We start from the raw sequence: 20271 nt of genomic DNA, 5'->3' as shown, positions 1-20271 counted from the left end.
GACACCATGCTCGAGCTCACCGTGATCTCGCCCGTCCTGCTGTGGACGGCGATCGCGATCTACGCGGCGGCCTTCGTGGCCTACGCCTTCGATCTCGCGCGCCGCTCGCAGGCGACGGCCGACGCCCACACCGTCCGCGAGGGCGAGCTCGTGGCCGCCGGTCGTTCCGGGAGCGTCTCCGCTTCCGCACCCGTCGATGCGCCCGGAGCTCCGAAGCCGCAGCGCTTCGTCATGGCGCGAATCGGCACCTCGCTCACGGTGCTGGGCTTCGTGTTCCACCTCGCCGCCGCTGTGACGCGCGGCATCGCGGCCGGTCGGGTGCCGTGGGCGAACCTGTACGAGTTCGGCATGGTCGGAACGCTGCTCATCATCGCGGTCTACCTGGCGGTGCTCACACGCCTCGACCTGCGCTTCCTCGGCACCTTCATCACGGGCCTCGTCGTGGTCCTCCTGGGCCTCGGCGCAACGAACTTCTACGTCGAGGTCTCCCCGCTGATGGACCCGCTGAAGAGCGTGTGGCTGATCATCCACGTGTTCGTCGCCTCGCTCGCGACCGCGTTCTTCGCCCTCGCCTTCGCGCTCTCGGTGATCCAGCTCATGCAGGCCCGGCGCGAGCGGCTGCTCGGTGAGGGGGCGGCCAAGACCGGCCCCGGCTTCCTGCGCACGTTCCCGCCGGCGGAGCGCCTGGAGAGCCTGGCGTACCTGTTCACGATCATCGGCTTCATCCTCTGGACCTTCACCCTCATCGCCGGGTCCATCTGGGCGTACTACGCGTGGAGCCGCTTCTGGGGCTTCGACGTGAAGGAGACCTGGACCTTCGTGATCTGGGTGCTCTACGCCGGGTACATCCACGCCAGGGCGACCCGCGGCTGGCGCGGCAACCCTTCGGCCTGGCTGTCGATCGTCGGCTTCACCGCCGTGATCTTCAACTTCACCATCGTCAACGTCTTCTTCAAGGGTCTGCACGCCTACTCCGGCCTGAGCTGATCCGGCCGAGCACAGCTTCGGAGATCGCGAGGGGCACGCCGACGGGCGGACCTCGGTCGCGGTGTGTCGTCCAGCATCTCCGAAGTCGTGCCCGCCGGAGCAGGGCTCAGCCGCCGAGGGGGATGACCTCGGCGTGCTCGACGCCGCCCTCGTACCAGACGAACTCGGCCTCGGTGACGACCTCCGTCGGCGCGGGGGTGAGAGGACGGACCTCGGTGGCGGCGAGCTGCTGCCATGTCTCAGGGTCCAGCGTCTTGCCGTAGAGCACCGAGAGGTGGAAGGTCCAGTCCTCGACGGAGAGCTCGTCGAGGCGACGGAAGTCCGTCGGCCGGAGCACCTCCGTCAGCGAGGCGTATGCGTGCACGAGCGCGGGGGTGCGGGCGAGGCGCAGGATCACGATCTGCCACGGCGCGGGGAAGACGTCCACGGCGTCGGCGGTGAGTTCGAGAGGACTCTGTCCCGCGGCCCAGGCGCGGATCAGGGCCCGCAGCTCATCCCGGCGCTCCGGCTCGAAGAAGCCGCGAAGCGTCACGTGCTCCGTGTGCGGATGCCGCAGGGGCGTCCCTAGGCGATCGAGCGCGCCTTCCTGGATGGCCCGGTATTCCGCGGCGACGGCTCCGGTCGGCCGGAGCACGAGATACTGCTGTCCTTCGAGGCTCGCGAGCTGGTCGGGAGTGTCCATGAACGGTCGGCGCATGGCACGAGGGTACGGGGTGTCGTCGTCGCGTCCGTGCACTGTTTCGGAGAACGGACGCGACACGCCGTCGGCAGGGGGTGTCCGGCGGCGTGTCGTCCGTGATCTCCGAAGTTGGGCCCGGGGGGTCAGGCGGTGACGACGGCCTGGGCGGTGGTCGTGCGGCGGACCGCGACGACCACCGTCGTGGCGACGAGCGAGAGCACGCCCCAGACGACGAGGGCGGCGACGGCGGCCCCGCTCGCCTCCATGAGACCCGCGAAGGCCGGTGCGGTCGGGAGGGCGGCCCCGATGCTCGCGAGCCAGTCGGGCACGGTCGAGATCAGTCCCGTCGCCACGGCGATGACGCCGATCAGTGCGGCGATCCAGCGTCCGACGCCGCCGAACACCGCCACGAGGGCCTGGTTCACGGCGGCGAACACCACTCCGGCGAGGACGGCGGTGCCCGCGAACGCCCACCATGCCGCAACGTCATAGTCCGCCACGGTCTGCACGATGAGGGAGACGAGCAGACCCTGCGCGGCGCCGATCGCCGCGGCCGGCCAGAACGCGCGGAGGGTGAGGGAGGCGGACGAGCGTCGCGACGTGAGCGTGCGCGCCGTGTGGGCGCGGAGGACCAGGAACGACGCGAGACCGCCGAACCACAGCACCACCGCGGTGAGCAGCGGGATCGCGGTGGGACCGAAGAGCGAGCTCATCGAGGAGTCGGTCGCCACGGGATCGGCGATCACCGACGCCAGCGATGTGGACTCCTCGTCGCTGAAGGACGGGAGGGAGTCCGCCGCGGTGCGCAGTCCGCCCGCGAGGTCGCCGGTGCCGGTCGCGAGGGTGTCGAGGCCGGTGGCGAGTTCCGTGCTGCCGTCGGCGAGCTGGGTCGCGCCGTCGGCGAGCTGCGTCGCGCCGGACGACAGGGCTCGCGCTCCCGCCGCGGACTGATCCACGCCCTCGCTCGCGAGGCGGTTGAGCCCGCCGGCGAGCTCTGTCGCCCCGGCGCCCGCCTCGCCGAGCTGAGTGCCCAGGGTGGAGAAGGTTCCGGGAAGCGCGGCCACACCCGCGGCAACCTCTTCGTTGTTGAGGATGCCGGAGGCGGTTCCGGCCGACGTGGCCGCTGCCGCCGCCTTCGAGGCGAGGCCGGAGAGCTGTCCGCACTCCGGCGATTCCGGATCGGCGGCGCACGCCGTGGCCGCCATCGTCCCGAGACCCTGTGCGACCGTGGCCGAGTCCGTCGCGGCCGACTTCGCCGACGCGCCCGCCGACTGGATGCTACCGGTGAGCTTCTGGACGCCGGCGACCCGGCCCTGCAGCTCGGTCGCCGCGGAGGTGAGTCCCGCACCGATGGTGCCGGCGCCGGTCGCGGCCTGCCGGGTCTGCCCCGCGATCGTGTCGAGGCCGGACGCGAGGGTGGAGGCCCCCGTGCCCAGCTCTCCGGCACCGGCGGCGAGCTGCGTCGCTCCCTCCGGGAGGGCGGCGGCGCCGGTGGCCGCGTCGCGGGCGCCCTTCGCCAGCTCCAGGGCCCCGTCCGCCGCATCGCCGATCTGGTCGCCGATGGTGGTGAAGCCGACGAGGATGTTCTCGGTCGTCGCCTCGGACAGCATGGTGCCGAGCGTCGAGGCCGCCACGTCGGCGATCTGTCCGGTGATGAGGTCGTCGGCCACGAGGCCGTCGTCGGGCGTCGTCACCTGGATCGTCGCCTGCTCCGCGTCCCCGCCGCCGTCGGCGACCGCCTGGCCCGCGGAGGTCGCCGCGGCCGAGAAGTCCTCGGGGATCGTGATGACGGCCTGGTACGAGCCGTCGGCGAGTCCGTCGGCGGCGTCCTCCTCATTGGAGATGACCCACGTGAGGTTCGAGTCGAGGTCGTCCGACCCCTCGACGAGCCCGGAGGCGAGCTGGCGCCCCAGGGGAGTGGTCTGGCCGTCGATCTCGACGGGCTCGTCGAGGTTCACGATGGCCGCGGTCATGGAGTCGAGACGCTCGGTCGGGTTGTAGAGCGCCGCCATGAGGATGCCGCCGACCGCTGCCGGCAGCAGCAGGACGCCGAGGATCGTCAGCCAGGTGATGGGTTTGCGCGAGCGGGCACGCTCGAGGGGGAGGGTCATGCGGGCACCTCGGTCGTTTCTGCGGCGCTCGGGCGGGGCGCGCGCGTGTCGAGAACGTCGGCGGACGGCCATCCGGCCTCCGCGAGAAGGGAACGGGCCGCGTCGGGGTCGGCGGCGGTGGCGAAGACGGCGAGACTCCGGCGGGACTTCGCGTCGCGCAGCATCGCGGCCACCTGGTCGCGCTCGCCGCCGCGAAGCCGGTCCGCGCCGTCGATCACGACGAGCTCGGAACGACCGCGGAGGGCTTCGCGGAGGTCGGCGAGGACGGATCCGTCGTCGGCGAGCACGCAACCCACGTGCGAGCGGACCCACGCCGCACGACCGGGGAGCAGGTGCCCGGCGACGCGGAGGCGTCCGTCGGCTGGGGCGATCCGCGCGCCGACGGTGAGCGCGAGGGCACGCAGTGTTCCGGCATCAGCGCCGCTGACGATCAGGGCCGCGCCGGGCGCGACCCGCAGGGACAGGCCCTCCGCCGCGGAGATACCGGCGCCGAGCTCCAGGTCGTCCGCAGCGACGAGCGACCCGTCTCCCGGCCAGGCTTCGAGGTGCCGTTCGCGCTCCACCGCCTCGCCCTCGATGTCCACGCGGGGGAGGATCCGCTCCAGCCACGACGGGATCTCCCAGGCGCGCTCGCCGAGGATCGCCATCAGCGCCGGGATCAGCGTCATCCGCACGAGGAAGGCGTCGAAGGCGATGCCGGCGGCGAGTCCGAGGGCGATGGGTTTGAGGGAGGAGTCGCCCTCGGGTACGAAGGCCACGAACACCGCGAACATGATGAGGCCGGCCGCGGTGACGACCTTCGCCGACCCGGTGAACCCGCTCCGCACGGCGCGCAGGGCCGCCGCACGCCGGGTGGCGCGGTCCACCGACCCCGCACCCCGGCGCAGGTCGGGATCGTGCACGAAGTCCTCGCGCATCCGCGACACCAGGAACACCTGGTAGTCCATCGCCAGGCCGAACAACACGCCCATGAGGATGATCGGCATGAAGCTGATGATCGGTCCGACCTTCGCCACATGCAGGACGTCGGCGAACCAGCCCCACTCGAAGACCGCCCCGACGACACCGAAGGCAGCGACGATCGACAGCAGGTAGCCGGCCGCGGCGGTGATCGGCACCCAGAGAGAACGGAACACGATGGTGAGGAGGATCAGCGAGAGTCCGATCACGAAGATCCCGAACGGCAGCAGAGCCGCGCCGAGCTGATCGGAGATGTCGATGCCGACGGCGGTGAAGCCGGTGACCTTGAGGTCGATGCCGAACTCGTCCAGCCACTCGTCGTGGTGGCTGCGGAGCTCGCGCACGAGGTCGGCCGTCGCGGGGTCGTCGGGAGCCGTCTCCGGGATGATCTGCACGATGCCGGTGTCGGCGGTCTCGTTCGGCGTCGCGAGGGCGACCTCCTTCACGCCGGGAACCTCGGCCACCGCATCTCCGAGGTCTTCCATGAGACCGAGCGGGTCGGTGGAGGTGACGATGGTGCCGGTGAGGATGAGGGGGCCGTTGAAGCCGGGACCGAATTGCTCGCCGACGAGGTCGTAGTTCTGTCGCGCCTCGGAGTCCTTCGGCAGGACGCCGGCGTTCGGCAGGGCGAGGTCGAGGCTGAGGGCGGGGACGGCGACGATGCCGAGTCCGAGGACGACCGCGAGGGAGACGAGGACGGGGTGCTTCGTCACGCCCTCCACCCACCGACGGCTGCCGCGGGGCTTCGTGGCGGCGTCCTTCGCGGCCGCCTTCTTCGGGGCCTTCGCGCGCTTCGGTCGTCCGGCCACGCGGCCCTTGAGGAATCCGAGCAGGGCGGGGGTCAGGGTCACCGCGATCGCCACGGCGACCGCGACGGCCACGGACGCCGCGACGCCCATGGTGGTGAGGAACGGGATGCCCGCGAAGCCGAGGCCGATCAGCGCGATGAGCACGGTGACGCCCGCGAAGACGACCGCCGAGCCGGCCGTGCCGACCGCTCGCGCGGCCGATTCCTCGGGCTCCACACCCTCTCGGACCTGGTCCTGGTGGCGAGCGACGATGAAGAGCGCGTAGTCGATGCCGACCGCGAGTCCGAGCATCAGGGCGAGCAGCGGCGTGGTGGAGGAGACGGTCGCGAAGGCGGTCGCCGTGAAGATCCCGGCCATGGAGATGCCGACACCGAGGATGGCGGTGAGCAGGGGGAGTCCGGCGACGACGAACGACCGGAACGTGACGATGAGCACGAGGAGCGCGATGAGCAGGCCCACGGCCTCGGTGAGCGTGACGCCGGGGATCGAGATCGCGAAGAGGTCGCCGCCGAGCGAGGCCCGCGCACCGTCGGGGAGCTCTGCCGCGAGCTCGTCGACGGTGGAGCGCAGGGCGTCCTTGGTCTCCTCGGAGACGTCGGTGGACTCGCCGTCGAACTGCAGGCGCACGATCGCCGCCGTGTCGTCGTCGTTGATCATGCCGTTGACCATCTCGTCGTACGGCGAAGTGGCGGCGAGGACCTCGTCGAGGTCGCCGAGCTCCGACACGGCGTCCTCGATCGGCTCGCGGTACTCGTCATCGGTGATCTCGTCGCCGTCCGCGGCCACGACGATGAACTGGGCGTTCGTGCCGCTCACCTGGGGGAAGGAGCGGGAGAGCTGCTCGAGGCCGGCCTGGGACTCGGTTCCGGGGATGGAGAACGTGTTGTCGGTGCCGGCGCCGAGGACCACGGCTCCGGCTCCGGCGATGCCGAGGGCGAGGAGCCAGGAGACGAGGACGCGCCACGGGTGGCGGAAGGACCAGCGTCCGAGGGACGAGAGCAGTGTGGACACGCGAATCTCCGTGGGGTGCCGGGTGGATACACAGGTGTATCCGATACATAGATGTATCGTAAGGTCATCCGCCATCCGGAGTCTGTGCACCGGGTGTGAATCGTCGAGAGGGAAGGCCAGGAGGTTCCGATGTCGTCACCCGCCACCCGCAGCCGGGAGAACACGAAGGCGCGTCTGCTGGAGGCCGCCGCGCAGGTGTTCGCCGAGGTCGGTCTGGACGGCGCCTCGGTCGAGGCGGTCTGCGAGCGCGCCGGCTTCACGCGCGGGGCGTTCTACTCGAACTTCGACTCGAAGGACGAGCTGTTCCTGACCCTCGCTGCCGGTGTCGCCGACGCGAGGGTGGCGGCCGTGCGGACTCGCGTGGAGCAGATGCGGGCGGACGGGGAGCTCGCCGACGACTGCGACCCGACAGATCTCGTCCAGCAGATCATGGAGCTCGGCAGCGACGACCGCCTGGGCGTGATGCTGATGAGCGAGATCCGGATCCGGGCCCTGCGCGACCCGCAGTTCGGCGAGGCCTACCTCGCCCAGGAGCGCGAGATGGTGGCGAGCATCGCGCGCATCGTGGAGGACATCGTGGAGGCGGCGGGCACGCTGCGCCTCCGGCTGCCCGCGACCGACGCGGCGCGCATGCTGATGATCCTCTGGGAGGGCATGACCGTCCGCGGTGCCATGGCCGGCCGCGACGACGCGGCGCTGCGACACTCCGGCGGCGAGGAGCTCGGGCGGCTCGTGGAGCTCCTCGTCGAGTCCTAGGCGCTGCGGTTCGCGAGCAGCTCGTGGTGGCAGCGGGCGAGGCGGGCCAGCCACCACTCCCGGCGTTCGTCCGCGGCGGCGAGGCGCGCGAGGGCTGCCGGGTCGGGGGACATGCGTCCGACCGGGATCGCCCCGTCGACGGGGCGGAGGTCGGCGACGTCGTCCTGGAACAGTGAGGCCGTGCCCAGACCGCAGTCGTAGTCGAGGGTCGGGAGGGCGGCGGCCAGGGCGGCTCCCTGCGTCAGGCCGATAGCGGTGTCCAGGGCACTGGAGACGACCGCGGGCAGGCCGGCCGCGGTGACGATCTGCAGCGCGTGGGTGAGCCCGCCCAGCGGCTGCGCTTTGATGACGACGATGTCCGCGGCTCCCGCGCGCGCCACGGCGAGGGGGTCTCCGGACTTCCGGATGCTCTCGTCCGCCGCGACCGGGATCCCCATGTAGGCGATCCGCCGGCGCAGCTCGACGAGCTCGGGCACCGAGGCGCACGGCTGCTCGACGTACTCCAGGTCGAACGCGGCGAGCGCGTGGACGGCGTGCTCGGCCTCATCGACGTTCCACAGGCCGTTGGCGTCGATCCGGATGCGGCCCTCCGGCCCGAGAGTCTCCCGGACGGCGCGGACCCGGTCGACGTCGTCCGCCAGCACCTGCCCGGGCTCGGCGACCTTGACCTTCGCGGTCCGGCATCCGGAGAAGCGCGCCAGGACCTCGGGCACGCGAGCGGCGTCGACGGCCGGCACCGTGGCGTTGACGCCCACCCGATCCCGCAGCGGCGCGGGTTGCGGGGCGTAGGCGTAGTCGATCGCGGCGGCCAGCCAGGTCGCCGCCTCGGCGTCGTCGTATTCGACGAAGGGGGAGAACTCGGCCCAGCCCTCCGGCCCTTCGAACAACAGGGCCTCCCGTGTGTCGACGCCGCGGAAGCGGGTCTGCATCGGCAGGGCGACGACGCGGGCGGAATCGAGGAGCTCCGTGACGGCGGGGATCATGACTTCATTGTGCGCCACCTCCGCCGCGATGATGTCGCACGCGAGTATCTTCCACGACGCTGAACGGCACGCAGAGCACCGCGTGACCCCAGGGAAAGGCCGCGCCGACGCTCGGATTCTCAGGGGCGCCCGCCGCGCCGAAGCGGTGGGCACGCGGTCTCCCCCGCCGGGTGCCTGCAGGTCCGGTCCCGCTTCGCCACGACGTCCTCTTGTTCCGATGGTTCGACGACGGGTAACCAACAGATAGTGCGGTAAATGTTGGTAAACTGAGGGAATGGCAACAGGAGCTGCACCCGCACCCATTACGATCGAAGCCGTCTCCCAGGAGACCTTCGAGTGGGTGCCGCGCGCCCCTGCGATGTTCTCCCGCGCCGAGGTGTCGCGCCAGACGGGTCCGTACGACGCCACCGTCACGTCGCCGATCGCTCAGTGGCATCCCCTACTTTCCGGTGAAGACTCGGCCGACGTCGAGGATGCCACGCGCCAACTGGTCGAGTTCGATCAGCACGCGCAGAAGAAGCTCGGCATGGACAACCCCGCCCTCGGCCCGATGACGGCGATCCTGCTACGCACAGAGTCGGCGTCGAGCTCGCAGATCGAGCAGCTGACGACCTCGGCGAAGCAACTCGCTCTGGCCGAGATCGAAGAGGGCGACAAGGCGAACGCGCTGACGGTCATAGGCAACGTCCGCGCCATGGAAGCCGCGCTCCGGATGGCCGACGACATCAACGAGGACTCCATCCTCGCCATGCACCGCGCGCTGCTGACGCATCAGCGCGGTCTCGAGCACGAAGCCGGCCGCTACCGCCGGGAGCAGGTCTGGATTGGGACCGGGAACGCCGGCCCCCGCTTCGCAAAGTTCGTCGCCCCACATCATGACCGCATCCCCGGTGCGATCGCGGATCTGGTTTCCTTCATCGACCGTCAAGATGTGTCGGTTCTGGTGCAGGTGGCCGTCGCGCACGCCCAGTTCGAGACCATCCATCCCTTCGTTGACGGCAACGGTCGCACCGGGCGCGCCCTGGCGCAGTCGATCCTGCGCAACAAGGAGCTCGTCGGGTCCACCGCGGTGCCGATCTCCGCGGGACTTCTCGTGGATACCGAGCGCTACTTCGCAGCCCTCGGAGCGTTCCGCGACGGGGACGCCGGCCCGATCGTCCGCGAGTTCGCGATGGCCAGCCGCATCGCTGCGAAGACGGGCACCGGGCTCGTCGACGACCTGGTGGAGCAGCTCGACGAGTCACGTCAGAAGATGGAGGGCATCCGTGCGGATGCCGCGGCGTGGAAGGTGCTCCCCTACCTCGTCGGCCAGCCCGCCGTGAACACGAAGTACCTCATGGCGGAGCTCGGTCTCGGGGAGATGGCGGCGCTGCGCGCGCTCGACGCGCTGACGGAGCGAGGAGTCCTGACCGAGACCTCGGGAAAGAGTCGCAACCGCGTCTGGCAGCATCGCGGCATCTTCGGCGTGCTTGACGCCTATGCCGCGGAGATCCGCCGCATGACGATCCGCTGAATCGAGAGGCAGCTCGGCGCGGAACCGCCCTTTGGCCGGTGGGCCCATGACCTTCTGCAGCGGAGTGGGTGGGTGAAGGACATGTCGCACGAGGGTGTGCCGTTGACAATGGTGTGTGACACACACTAATGTGATCGGCATGAACGAGACGCTCGACACGCATCTGCAGGAACTGCGCCGCGGCACCGTGGTGCTCGCCTGCCTGCAGCTGCTGCGGACGCCGGAGTACGGGTACGCGCTGCTCGAGCAGCTCGAGAGCCGGGGCTTCGCCACCGATGCGAACACGCTCTATCCGCTGCTCCGTCGTCTGGAGAAGCAGGAATACCTGACGAGCGAGTGGAACACCGACGAGGCCCGTCCTCGCAAGTTCTACCGCACCTCGGAGGCCGGCATCCGGCTGGCCGACACCCTCACCGACGAATGGCGCGCGCTCACCGGCGCGATCGCCTCCCTCACCCCCGAGGAGAACTGACATGACCACGAGCACGCTCACCGAGCGTTACATCAGCGCCACGATCCGCAGCCTCGCACCGGAGGCGCAGGACGAGGTCCGCGCCGAGCTCGAAGCCGCCATCGCCGACGCCGTCGACGCGAGGCGGGAACAGGGCGAGAGCCCGGAGGAAGCGGAACGGGCCGTCCTCACCGACCTCGGCGACCCGGGCATCCTCGCCGCCGGATACGCCGACCGGCCGCTGCACCTCATCGGCCCCCGGTACTACCTCACCTGGTGGCGGCTGCTGAAGCTGCTCCTGTTCATCGTGCCGCCGTTCGCGGCCGTCGGGGTCGCGATCGGACAGCTGATCAACGGTGCCGGCCCCGGAGAGGTCATCGGCGCGGTCGTCTCCGTCACGCTGTCGGTGATCGTGCACCTGTGCTTCTGGGTCACGCTCGTCTTCGTCGTGCTGGAGCGCACCGGTGCGGACACCGGGGTGCGATGGGACGTCGATCAGCTCCCCGAGCCCACGGAGCACGGGGCCGCCCGCGCCGACGTGATCGCCTCGCTCGTGTTCCTCCTCGCCGGCATCGGTGCGATCGTGTGGGACGCCACGCTCGGGTTCTTCCCGACCGGCGGCGACCCGATCCCGATCCTGGCGCCCGCGCTCTGGCCGGTGGGCATCGGCATCCTCCTCGCGCTCATGATCGCCGAGGCCGGACTGGCCGTCGCCGTGTACGCGCGCCGCCGGTGGACCGTCGCCGCCGCCGTCGTGAACACCGTCCTCGCGGTCGCCTTCGCGGTGTGGGCGCTCACCCTGCTCCTGCAGGGCGAACTGCTGAACCCGGCCTTCCTGGAGTTCGTGTTCACGGACAACGGGGTGGATGCCGACACGGTGCGCGTCCTCACGGTGATCACGGGTGTCTGCCTCGTGGCCTTCCCGGCCTGGGACATCGTCGACGGGTGGATGAAGACGGCGCGTGCCCGGGGAATAGGCTGAAGACCGTGACCGATGCCTTCGTCTCCGACCTGTTCGATCCCGCCGAGTGGGAACTCGCGCCCGGCGCCGAGCACTACACCGACATCACCGCGCACGTGAGCCGCGACGGCGGGGTCGCCCGCATCGCCTTCCACCGGCCCGAGGTGCGCAACGCCTTCCGACCGCACACGGTCGACGAGGTCTACCGCGCCCTGGACATCGCGCGGCAGGACGCGCGCATCGGGGCGGTGCTGCTGACCGGCAACGGACCGAGCCCGAAGGACGGCGGCTGGGCGTTCTGCTCCGGCGGCGATCAGCGCATCCGCGGCCGCGACGGGTACAAGTATGCTTCGACAGGCTCAGCAACCCAGGGGGAAGGAGCCGCCCCCGCTGTCGGGCGGCTGCACATCCTCGAGGTGCAGCGGCTCATCCGGTTCATGCCCAAGGTCGTCATCGCCGTGGTCCCCGGGTGGGCGGCCGGCGGCGGCCACTCGCTGCACGTGGTGTGCGACCTGACCATCGCATCGGCCGAGCACGCGCGCTTCAAGCAGACGGACGCCGACGTCGGCAGCTTCGACGCCGGGTACGGCTCCGCCTACATGGCCCGGCAGACGGGGCAGAAGTTCGCGCGGGAGGTGTTCTTCCTCGCCGAGGAGTACTCGGCGCAGCGGGCCTACGAGGCGGGCGCCGTGAACCGCGTGGTGCCGCACGCCGAGCTCGAGCGTGAGGCGCTGAAGATGGCGCGCACCGTGCTGACGAAGTCGCCGACGGCGATCCGGATGCTCAAGTTCGCCTTCAACGCGGTCGACGACGGCCTCGTCGGCCAGCAGGTGTTCGCGGGAGAGGCCACCCGTCTCGCCTACGGCACCGACGAGGCGGTGGAGGGCCGGGACTCCTTCCTCGAGAAGCGCGCCCCGGACTGGTCGTCCTTCCCCTGGCACTACTGAGTCCGCACGAGAGACGGAGCCGACCGTGACCGCGCTGATCCCGACCGACGCCGAGGACACCACGCTGCTGCGGGAGGCGCTGCTCCGGGCGCTCGACGAGGGACCGGCTCTCGGGTTCGGCATGCTCGCCGACGCTCCGGCGGAGGTGGACGACGGCATCGCCGCATTGATCGCGACCTCCGGATCCAGCGGCGTCCCGAAGCGGGTGGCGCTGAGCGGCGAGGCCCTGCGGGCGAGCGCGGAGGCCACCGCCACCCGGATCGGCAGCGGGCGCTGGCTGCTCGCCCTGCCGGCCGGTTACGTCGCGGGGCTGCAGGTGATGGTGCGGTCGATCCTCGCGGGCACGGAGCCGACCCGGATCGAGGGGCGGTTCACGCCGCACGCGTTCGCCGAGGCCACGCGGGGCATGCTGCACGCCACGACCGCCGGTGTCGTCCCCGCGCTCTACACCTCCCTCGTCCCGGCGCAGATCGCGACGTTGCTGGACGCGACAGGGGAGCCGGGGGTGCTCGCGGCACTGCGGGCCTATGAGGCGATCCTCGTCGGCGGGCAGGCACTCCCGGATCCGCTGCGGGAGCGGGCGGCCGACCTCGGGGTCCGTCTCGTGCGGACCTACGGCTCGACGGAGACCAGTGGCGGCTGCGTGTACGACGGCGTCCCGCTCGACACCGTGCACGTCCGCGCCGTCGACGGGGAGCTGCGGATCGCCGGCCCCCTGCTCGCGGAGGGGTATCTCGGGGACCCGGCGCTGACCGCGCGCACGTTCGCCAGGGACGAGCACGGCATCCGCTGGTACCGGACGGGAGACCTCGGTCTCGTCGAGAACGGTGTGGTCCGCGTGCACGGCCGCGCCGACAACGTGATCGTGTCCGGCGGCATCAACGTCTCGCTGGACCGGGTGGAGCGGATCGTGCGCTCGGTGCCCGGGCTGCATCAGGCCGTAGTCGTGGGGGTCGACGACGAGCGCTGGGGGGAGGCCTCGGTCATCGTCGCGGCGCGCGGTGAGGCCCTGCGGCGCAGCGAGTCCGAGCAGCTCGCCCAGGCCAGGGAGGCGGTGGCCAGGGAAGTCGGCGCCCACGCCCGTCCGTCCCGTCTGATCCTCGTGGACGAGCTCGACGTCCTCTCCTCAGGCAAGCCCGACCGCGAGGCGATCCGCCGCATGGTCGCCTCCCTCTGACCCGTCGACCCACCCCTTTCGCGTCGTCCCGGCCCCATACGGGCGTCCGGAAGGGGCCGGGACACACGCAGAGGGGTGGGTCGACAGGAGTGCCAGACTGAGCGCATGGCCTCGTACACGCATGGACACCACGAATCCGTCCTCCGCTCGCACAGTGTGCGGGACATCGCGAACTCGGCGGCGTATCTGCGACCGCACCTCACGGCCGAGACCCGGCTCCTCGACGTGGGGGCGGGGCCCGGATCCATCACGGTGGACTTCGCGGGAGTGGTCGCGCACGTCACCGCGACCGAGATCGACGACGCCGCACTGTCCCTCTCGCGTGACCTCGCCGCGGCGCAGGGAGTCGCGAACATCGCCTTCTCCATCGAGGACGTGCACGCGCTGAGCTTCGCCGACGACTCCTTCGACGTCGTGCACGCGCACCAGGTGTTGCAGCACGTCGCCGATCCGGTGCAGGCGCTGCGGGAGATGCGTCGGGTCGCGAAGCCCGGGGGACTGGTCGCCGCTCGTGACGCCGACTACGCGGGCTTCCTGTGGTTCCCTGTCCTGCCGGAGCTCGATCGCTGGCTCGCGCTGTACCGCGCCGCCGCCCGGGTGAACGGCGGAGAGCCGGACGCCGGGCGCCGCCTGCTGTCCTGGGCGCGGGCGGCGGGCTTCGAGGACGTCACGGCGACCGCGTCGACCTGGTGCTACGCGACCCCGTCCGAGCGCGCCTGGTGGGGCGGGATGTGGGCCGACCGCATCCTGGAGTCGGCGCTCGCGCGGCAGCTCGTGGACCAGGGCATGGCCACGCGCGCCGATCTGCAGGAGATCAGCGACGCCTGGAAGCGCTGGGCCGACGACGGCGACGGCTGGTTCCTCGTGCCGCACGGGGAGGTCCTCGCCCGCGCCTGACGGATACATCCCGCGACGGATGCCAGTACCCGGGCGCTCGCGTAGCGTGGGGGAGTGATCCGTCCGCTGTCCCGTACCGGCCTCGTCCTCGACATCGTCGGGGCGGTGCTGCTGTTCGCGCTCCTGACGCCGCTCGGGGTCGTGTTCTACGCCCCGCAGCCGGAGCTGGTCGGCTCGTCCGCGGTGAACGTCATCGGGCTGATCTCGTCGTCGGTGTTCCTGTTCGGCGGGGTGGCGATCGGACGCCTCGCTCCCGGTCTCGCGCTCGCCGCCGCCTGGGCCGGAGCCATCGTGCAGATGCTCGCCGGCTTCGGACCGCTGCCGACCGACTTCGCGATCCTCCTCGTGCTGTACGCGACGTCCGCGTGGGGGTCGCGCCGCGTGCTCTGGTGGGGGTTCGGCTCCGTCATCGTGGGCGGCATCGTCGCTTCGCTGTACCTGGTCTTCGTCGGGGGCGTCGCGTTCGGCTCCGGCAGCGGGTGGGAGCTCGTGACCGGCGGCACTCTGCTCGTGGCAGCCTCGATCATGGCGCTCGGGTTCGCGTGGGTGTGCGGCCTCCTCTGGCGGGTCGTGCTGCGCAACCGGCGCACGCGCTCGGCGCAGCTGCAGGCCGAGGCCCTGGCCGCCGAGGAGCAGGAGCGGGTGCGCATCGCGCGGGACATGCATGATGTGGTCGCCCACTCGCTCGCGGTCGTCATCGCTCAGGCTGACGGCGCGCGCTACGCCGCGGCGGTGAAGCCCGAGATCGCGACGGAGGCTCTCGGCACGATCGCGCAGACCGCCCGCGGAGCCCTGAGCGACGTGCGGATGCTCCTCACCCAGCTCCGCCATCGGCAGGGGGACGGTCCGCAGCCGACCCTCGCCGACCTCGAGACGCTGTTCGCCCAGGTGCGCCAGGCCGGCATCGAGCCGCGGGTCACGGTCGACCCGATGCCTCCGGGGGAGCCACCGGGGGCGATCCAACTCGCCGTCTACCGGATCCTCCAGGAGGCGTTGACGAACGCGATCCGCCACGGCGACGGCGCGGTGGACGTGCATCTCGCGTGGCTCCCTGATCGCGTGGACATCGAGGTGCGCAACGCCATCTCGCCGGAGTCGACGCCGGGCGCGCCCGGGGGACACGGTCTGATCGGCATGCGCGAGCGGGCGCAGCTCGTGGGCGGTAGTCTGCAAGCCGAGCGCCGTGGTGCGCAGTTCGTCGTCCAGAGCAGCCTTCCGATCGGAGCCCCGCAGTGATCAGAGTCGTGCTCGTCGACGACCAGGCGCTGTTCCGTGCAGGTATCCGCATGCTCGTGGCCTCCCAGCCGGACCTCGAGGTCGTGGGGGAGGCGGGGAACGGGCGGGAGGCGCTCGCCGTGGTCGCCGCGACCCGGCCCGACGTGGTCCTCATGGACATCCGGATGCCGGTGATGGACGGGCTGACCGCGACCGCCGAGATCCTGTCCCGTCCGGAGCCCCCGCGCATCGTCATGCTCACCACGTTCGACCTCGACGAGGCGGCGGCGCGGGCGATCCGGCAGGGGGCGAGCGGCTTCCTCCTCAAAGACGCCGATCCGGAGTTCCTGCTCGCGGCGATCCGGACGGTGCATGCGGGGTCGAGCGTCATCGCGGCGTCGGCGACCCGCGAGCTGTTCGAGCACTTCGCGGAGGCTCCGAAGCCGGTACCCCCGCAGTATGCCGAGTTGACGGAGCGGGAGCGGGAGATCTTCGCGCTCGCCGCCCGGGGCCTCTCGAACGCCGAGATCGCCGCGCGGGAGTTCCTCAGCGAGGCCACGGTGAAGACGCACATCAGCCGCATCCTCACGAAGCTCGCGCTCCGCGACCGTGTGCAGCTCGTCGTGTTCGCGTTCGAGCACGGCCTCGCCTGACATCGACCCACCCCCTTCTGTTCGACCCGGCCCTTTGCGGCGGGCCGTAGAGGGGTGGGTCGAACGCACGGGGGTGGGTCGAGGGGAGGGGGATCATCCTCCCGATGTATCGGGATGCTCCCGGAGGGCGACGCGGGGGGACCGGGCGCGGAAATAGCGTCAGAAGCATGGAGATCACGACCACCGACCTCGGGCTCGCCGCCCGCGTCCAGCACCTGAAGAAGACCTACGGTTCGGGCGAGGGCACCGTCCGCGCGCTCGACGATGTGAGCGTCGGCATCCGCCGCGGACAGTTCACCGCCATCATGGGCCCGTCCGGATCCGGCAAGTCCACCCTCATGCACATCATGGCGGGCCTCGACAGCCCGACGGAGGGGCGGGCGTGGATCGGCGACACCGAGATCACCGGCCTCGGCGACCTCGACCTGACGATCCTGCGCCGCCGCCGCGTCGGGTTCATCTTCCAGGCGTTCAACCTCGTCCCCACGCTCGACGCCCTCGGCAACATCCTGCTGCCGTTCGAGCTCGACGGCCGTCGGCCCAGCGCCATCGAGCGGGCACGGATCGACGGTCTCATCGAGACGCTCGGCCTCGGCAAGCGCCTCGGGCACCGGCCGCACCAGCTCTCGGGCGGACAGCAGCAGCGCGTCGCGATCGCCCGCGCCCTCGCCACCGCCCCCGACCTGGTGTTCGCGGACGAGCCCACGGGCAACCTCGACTCCCAGACCGGACGGGAGGTGCTGCGCCTGCTCGCCTCCGCCAGCCGGGAGCACGGCCAGTCCATCGCGATGGTCACGCACGACGCGATCGCGGCCAGCCACGCCGACCGGGTGCTCTACCTCGGCGATGGGCGCATCGTCGCAGACCACCCGCGGCAGACCGCGGAGCAGATCTCCGCGTATATGCTCGCCGCGGAGGTGTCGGCATGACCGCGCTCACCACGGTCGTCCCGGAGACGCGGACGACCGGACCCCGGCTGGCCTGGCTCCGCGACCGCGGCATGGGCGCGAGCGTCCTCGTCGCCGCGCTGTCGTCGGCGTTCGGGGTGTTCCTCGTCGAGATCACGGCCTACATCGGCGCCGTCCTCCAGGCCGATCCGTTCATCGGCGACAGCGGCACGCTCGCGGTCGTCGTCGCGATCCTGTCGGTGCTGCTCACGGCGGTGGCGATGTACGTGGCGGCGATCGTCACGGCGAACACGTTCTCGACGATCATCGCGGGACGCACGCGGCAGATCGCGCTGATGCGTCTCATCGGGGCGACGGCGCGATCGCAGCGGGCGCAGGTCGGCCGGCAGGGCCTCGTCGTCGGGCTCCTCGGAGCAGGGCTGGGGCTGCTCGCCGGCCTCCTCCTCTCCGCGGCCGCGGTGCAGCTCGGCGGACAGCTCGTCGCCACCGCGCCGTCGTCCTTCTCGCTCGCGCAGCCCGCTCTCGCCCTTCCGGCGGTCGGCGTCGCGCTCACCACGTGGGCCGCCGCATGGGTGGGCTCCCGCCGCGTCCTCGCGGTGACCCCCCTGCAGGCTCTGGGCGGCGCGGTGGAGCGCACGCGCGACGAGGTCTCCGGGCGGAAGGGCCGCCATGTCGGGGCCTGGGTGCTGTTGATCTCCGGCGCTGCTCTGCTCGCGGGCGGGGTCGTCCTCGGCCTCGTCACGCCGCTCGGGGTCGTGGTCGCGTTCTTCGGCGGCATCCTCTCCTTCACCGGGCTGGCCCTGGGGTCCGTGCTGTTCATGCCGCCGGTGCTCCGGCTCGTGGGGCGGATGTTCGGGTCGAGCGCGACCGCCCGTCTCGCGGCCGAGAACGCCCTGCGGTACCCGGAGCGGTCGTCGCGGATGGCCATCGGCGTCGTCATGGGCGTGACCCTGGTGACGATGTTCGCGGTGGCGCTGGAGTCGTCGAAGCGCCTCATGACCAGCCAGACCACGGAGGAGATCCCGGCCGAGTTCTTCGCGCCCTACGACGCCTTCGCGGCGATCATGATGGTGCTCGTCGCGGTCTCCGCGGTGATCGCGGCGGTCGGCCTCGTCAACCTCCTCACCATCGGCGTCGTGCAGCGTCGTCGCGAGCTGGGGCTGCTGCGCTCGATCGGCCTGTCCAACCGGCAGGTGCGCCGCATGGTGCTGCTGGAGGCGACGCACATCACGGTGGCAGCCACCCTCACCGGGCTCGTGCTCGGGGTGCTCTACGGGTGGATCGCGGCCCAGTCGCTGCTGGGCTCCGTGCCGGTCCTGCCGGAGTTCACGCCCGCAGGGCTGATCGCTCCGCAGGTGCCGTGGCTCCCCGTGGTGATCATCGTCGCCGCGACGGCGCTCCTCACCCTCGTGGCCGCCGCGACGCCCACCCGGTTGGCGACCAGGGTGGCTCCGGTCGAGGCGCTCGCCGCCGACTGACGGCTCTAGGCTGGACGGATGCCGTCGCCGTTCGATCAGTCCCCGTACCAGGTCCGACTCGACTGGGGGGTGTCAGGGCTCGCCCGCCTCGCCCCGGCCGACGTGGTCGTGGTGATCGACGTCCTCCGGTTCTCCTCGACGGTCGTCGACGCGGTGGCCGCGGGAACGGACGTCGACCTCTCGACAGCCCTCGGATGGTCGCGGAACGGGGCGGCGGTGGCCGATGCCGCCGCCTCGACCGGGGCCACCGTCCTGCTGGGGGCGATCCGCAACGCCGGTGCCGTGGCCAGGGCCGTGCAGGTCGAGCAGGAGCGCCGGCAGGGCCGCACCTCGGTGGCACTCATCCCGGCGGGGGAGCTCGACGCCGCGGGGGAGCTGCGCGTCGCGGTGGAGGACCAGCTCGGGGCCGGCGCGATCGCCGCGGCTCTGACCGATCTCGGCATCGACCACACGGCGCCGGACGCGGCCGTGGCAGCGGAGGGCTTCCGTGCCCTGCGGCGCGCGGTGAAGCACCTGATCGGGGCGACGGGTTCCGGACGCGAGCTGCAGGCCGGCGTCCCGGCCACCGATCGGATACGGGCCGCCGGACTGGAGCCGACCAGCACCGCCGACGCGGCCGTCCTCGATGCCGCGGACACCGTCCCCGTCCTGCGCGACGGGCGGTTCACGCGCTACGAGTGAGCGCGCCTTCCGCGTAGGGTCGAGGAATGAGGTTCCTCCCCGCTCTCCTCGTCGACGCCGTCCTCGTCCTCGTCTTCGCCGCCATCGGCCGGGCCTCCCACCAGGAGGACCCGGCGGGGTTCCTTCTCACGGCCTGGCCCTTCCTCGTCGCCCTGCTGCTCGGGCACGCTGTCGCGGCGCTGCTCCCCGGGCGCCCGCGTCGGCCGTGGTCGCTGCCGTGGGGCGCGGTGGTCTGGGCGGTGACGGTCGTCGGCGGCATGCTGCTGCGGCTGCTCAGCGGAGACACCGCGGAGCTGCCCTTCGTCATCGTGGCGACGCTCGTGCTCGGCGTGTTCCTGCTCGGCTGGCGTGGGCTCACCGCGCTCGTCCGTCGCCGACGCGTGACCGCGGCGGCTGCGACGGGGGAGGACTCCGCCGTGCCCGCTCCGGAGGCCGCACCGGTCGCCGAAGAGGTGGCGCCGGAGGATGAGGCGCACACGCCCGATGAGGAGAACCGATCCGCCTCCGATGAGCAGGCCCGTCCCGGCGGCCCGTCGGCCTGACACGGCTCCGCTCGCGCCGCTCCGGCAGGACTCAGCGCGGCGCCTGCGCCGCGAGCCGGGCGTCGGTGGTGATCTCACGACGCGTCCAGGCGAACAGATGTTGCGCGTCGAATGTGCGGGAGCACCGGGCGCAGGACGTGGCTCGCGTCGGGCGCCGGTGGCGGTACGTGACGTGTCCGGCCGGGCATCGCCCCACCCAGGGGGCGAGCTCGACCGCGGTCTCCCCGTGATGCGTCGTACCGCCGACGTAGCCCAGGTCGCGCGCCACGCGCTTCCACGCCGGACCGTGCGCCGCCTTGTGCCCGGCGAGCGCGTGCGCGACCTCGTGCAGCAGCACCTGATGGATGTCGTCGTCCTCGAAGCGGGCGGCGAGATACCGCGACACGGTGATGCGCTTGCGCGTGTAGTCGCACTGCCCGGCGCGACGCTTGGCATGGTCGAAGTCGAACGACCAGCTGTCGTCGAGATGCAACCGGATCAGTGCCTCGCCCCAGACGCGCACGCGGTCAAGTTCCGCCATGCGCTCAGGCTAAGGCATGCCGCGGACACTCA

19 protein-coding genes are annotated in these 20271 nt (G+C 71.6%); 14 read left to right on the top strand and 5 right to left on the bottom strand.

The features are described 5' to 3' along the window. The first annotated feature begins 6 nt into the window (after positions 1-6). On the top strand, positions 7-987 hold the full coding sequence (gene ccsB / locus AB0N68_RS16015) for a c-type cytochrome biogenesis protein CcsB (RefSeq protein WP_187663333.1): 981 nt from the start codon (positions 7-9) through the stop codon (positions 985-987). 106 nt (positions 988-1093) lie between these two features. On the opposite strand, the gene AB0N68_RS16010 is transcribed toward ccsB, so the two are convergent. The 3 genes from AB0N68_RS16010 to AB0N68_RS16000 form a co-directional block, all read right to left on the bottom strand. Continuing rightward, positions 1094-1684, bottom strand: a complete 591-nt coding sequence (locus AB0N68_RS16010) for a 2'-5' RNA ligase family protein (protein WP_292797778.1) — start codon at positions 1682-1684, stop codon at positions 1094-1096. Between the two features lie 125 nt (positions 1685-1809). Continuing rightward, entirely contained in the window at positions 1810-3777 is a 1968-nt protein-coding gene (locus AB0N68_RS16005) for a YhgE/Pip family protein (RefSeq protein ID WP_280567150.1), read from the bottom strand. Next, on the bottom strand, positions 3774-6557 hold the full coding sequence (locus AB0N68_RS16000) for an MMPL family transporter (RefSeq protein ID WP_292797781.1): 2784 nt from the start codon (positions 6555-6557) through the stop codon (positions 3774-3776). The genes AB0N68_RS16005 and AB0N68_RS16000 overlap by 4 nt, the downstream gene beginning before the upstream one ends. Positions 6558-6686: 129 nt before the next feature. Between AB0N68_RS16000 and AB0N68_RS15995 the strand changes: the two genes are divergently transcribed. Continuing rightward, positions 6687-7313 carry a TetR/AcrR family transcriptional regulator gene (locus AB0N68_RS15995; RefSeq protein ID WP_259952956.1) on the top strand — a complete coding sequence of 209 codons (627 nt, stop codon included), beginning with the start codon at positions 6687-6689 and terminating at the stop codon, positions 7311-7313. Here AB0N68_RS15995 and AB0N68_RS15990 read toward each other — a convergent pair. Beyond that, positions 7310-8296, bottom strand: a complete 987-nt coding sequence (locus tag AB0N68_RS15990) for an o-succinylbenzoate synthase (RefSeq protein WP_280567146.1) — start codon at positions 8294-8296, stop codon at positions 7310-7312. The two genes, AB0N68_RS15995 and AB0N68_RS15990, sit on opposite strands and share 4 nt — an antisense overlap. Positions 8297-8570: 274 nt before the next feature. On the opposite strand from AB0N68_RS15990, the gene AB0N68_RS15985 reads away from it, so the two are divergent. The 12 genes from AB0N68_RS15985 to AB0N68_RS15930 all read left to right on the top strand — a co-directional run bounded on the left by AB0N68_RS15985 (position 8571) and on the right by AB0N68_RS15930 (position 19719). After that, positions 8571-9809 carry a Fic family protein gene (locus tag AB0N68_RS15985; protein WP_280567145.1) on the top strand — a complete coding sequence of 413 codons (1239 nt, stop codon included), beginning with the start codon at positions 8571-8573 and terminating at the stop codon, positions 9807-9809. Between the two features lie 139 nt (positions 9810-9948). Then, positions 9949-10281: a PadR family transcriptional regulator gene (locus tag AB0N68_RS15980; protein WP_187663339.1), complete on the top strand. Its 333-nt coding sequence runs from the start codon at positions 9949-9951 to the stop codon at positions 10279-10281. Position 10282: 1 nt separating this feature from the next. Further along, the gene (locus AB0N68_RS15975) at positions 10283-11242 is read left to right on the top strand and encodes a permease prefix domain 1-containing protein (RefSeq protein ID WP_280567144.1); all 960 of its coding nucleotides are present in this window, start codon (positions 10283-10285) and stop codon (positions 11240-11242) included. Between the two features lie 5 nt (positions 11243-11247). Then, positions 11248-12168, top strand: a complete 921-nt coding sequence (locus AB0N68_RS15970) for a 1,4-dihydroxy-2-naphthoyl-CoA synthase (protein WP_280567142.1) — start codon at positions 11248-11250, stop codon at positions 12166-12168. 25 nt (positions 12169-12193) lie between these two features. Continuing rightward, positions 12194-13345: an AMP-binding protein gene (locus tag AB0N68_RS15965; RefSeq protein WP_280571567.1), complete on the top strand. Its 1152-nt coding sequence runs from the start codon at positions 12194-12196 to the stop codon at positions 13343-13345. A 105-nt stretch (positions 13346-13450) separates the two neighbouring features. Further along, positions 13451-14242: a class I SAM-dependent methyltransferase gene (locus tag AB0N68_RS15960; RefSeq protein WP_280571569.1), complete on the top strand. Its 792-nt coding sequence runs from the start codon at positions 13451-13453 to the stop codon at positions 14240-14242. A 54-nt stretch (positions 14243-14296) separates the two neighbouring features. Continuing rightward, a complete protein-coding gene (locus AB0N68_RS15955; RefSeq protein WP_280568438.1) occupies positions 14297-15478 on the top strand; it encodes a sensor histidine kinase in 1182 nt (393 codons plus the stop codon). Beyond that, positions 15475-16110: a response regulator gene (locus tag AB0N68_RS15950; RefSeq protein WP_280568436.1), complete on the top strand. Its 636-nt coding sequence runs from the start codon at positions 15475-15477 to the stop codon at positions 16108-16110. The genes AB0N68_RS15955 and AB0N68_RS15950 overlap by 4 nt, the downstream gene beginning before the upstream one ends. Before the next feature lie 167 nt (positions 16111-16277). After that, positions 16278-17039: an ABC transporter ATP-binding protein gene (locus AB0N68_RS15945; RefSeq protein ID WP_136051761.1), complete on the top strand. Its 762-nt coding sequence runs from the start codon at positions 16278-16280 to the stop codon at positions 17037-17039. After that, positions 17036-18496 carry an ABC transporter permease gene (locus AB0N68_RS15940; protein ID WP_259952970.1) on the top strand — a complete coding sequence of 487 codons (1461 nt, stop codon included), beginning with the start codon at positions 17036-17038 and terminating at the stop codon, positions 18494-18496. Before AB0N68_RS15945 ends, AB0N68_RS15940 begins: the two co-directional genes overlap by 4 nt. A gap of 18 nt (positions 18497-18514) precedes the next feature. After that, positions 18515-19177 (top strand): 2-phosphosulfolactate phosphatase, encoded by a 663-nt coding sequence (locus tag AB0N68_RS15935; RefSeq protein WP_259952971.1) that lies wholly within the window; start codon positions 18515-18517, stop codon positions 19175-19177. Between the two features lie 26 nt (positions 19178-19203). Beyond that, positions 19204-19719, top strand: coding sequence for a DUF3054 domain-containing protein (locus AB0N68_RS15930; protein ID WP_311198659.1), 516 nt, complete (start codon positions 19204-19206; stop codon positions 19717-19719). 31 nt (positions 19720-19750) lie between these two features. Here AB0N68_RS15930 and AB0N68_RS15925 read toward each other — a convergent pair whose 3' ends face one another. Next, positions 19751-20239 (bottom strand): SprT-like domain-containing protein, encoded by a 489-nt coding sequence (locus AB0N68_RS15925; protein WP_187663348.1) that lies wholly within the window; start codon positions 20237-20239, stop codon positions 19751-19753. Between the last annotated feature and the right edge of the window lie 32 nt (positions 20240-20271).

The organism is Microbacterium meiriae (assembly GCF_040685015.1).
GTDB classification, from domain to species: Bacteria; Actinomycetota; Actinomycetes; order Actinomycetales; family Microbacteriaceae; genus Microbacterium; species Microbacterium meiriae.
The sequence above is the reverse complement of the archived record's forward strand: the minus strand, read 5'-3'. Positions and strand labels throughout refer to the sequence as shown.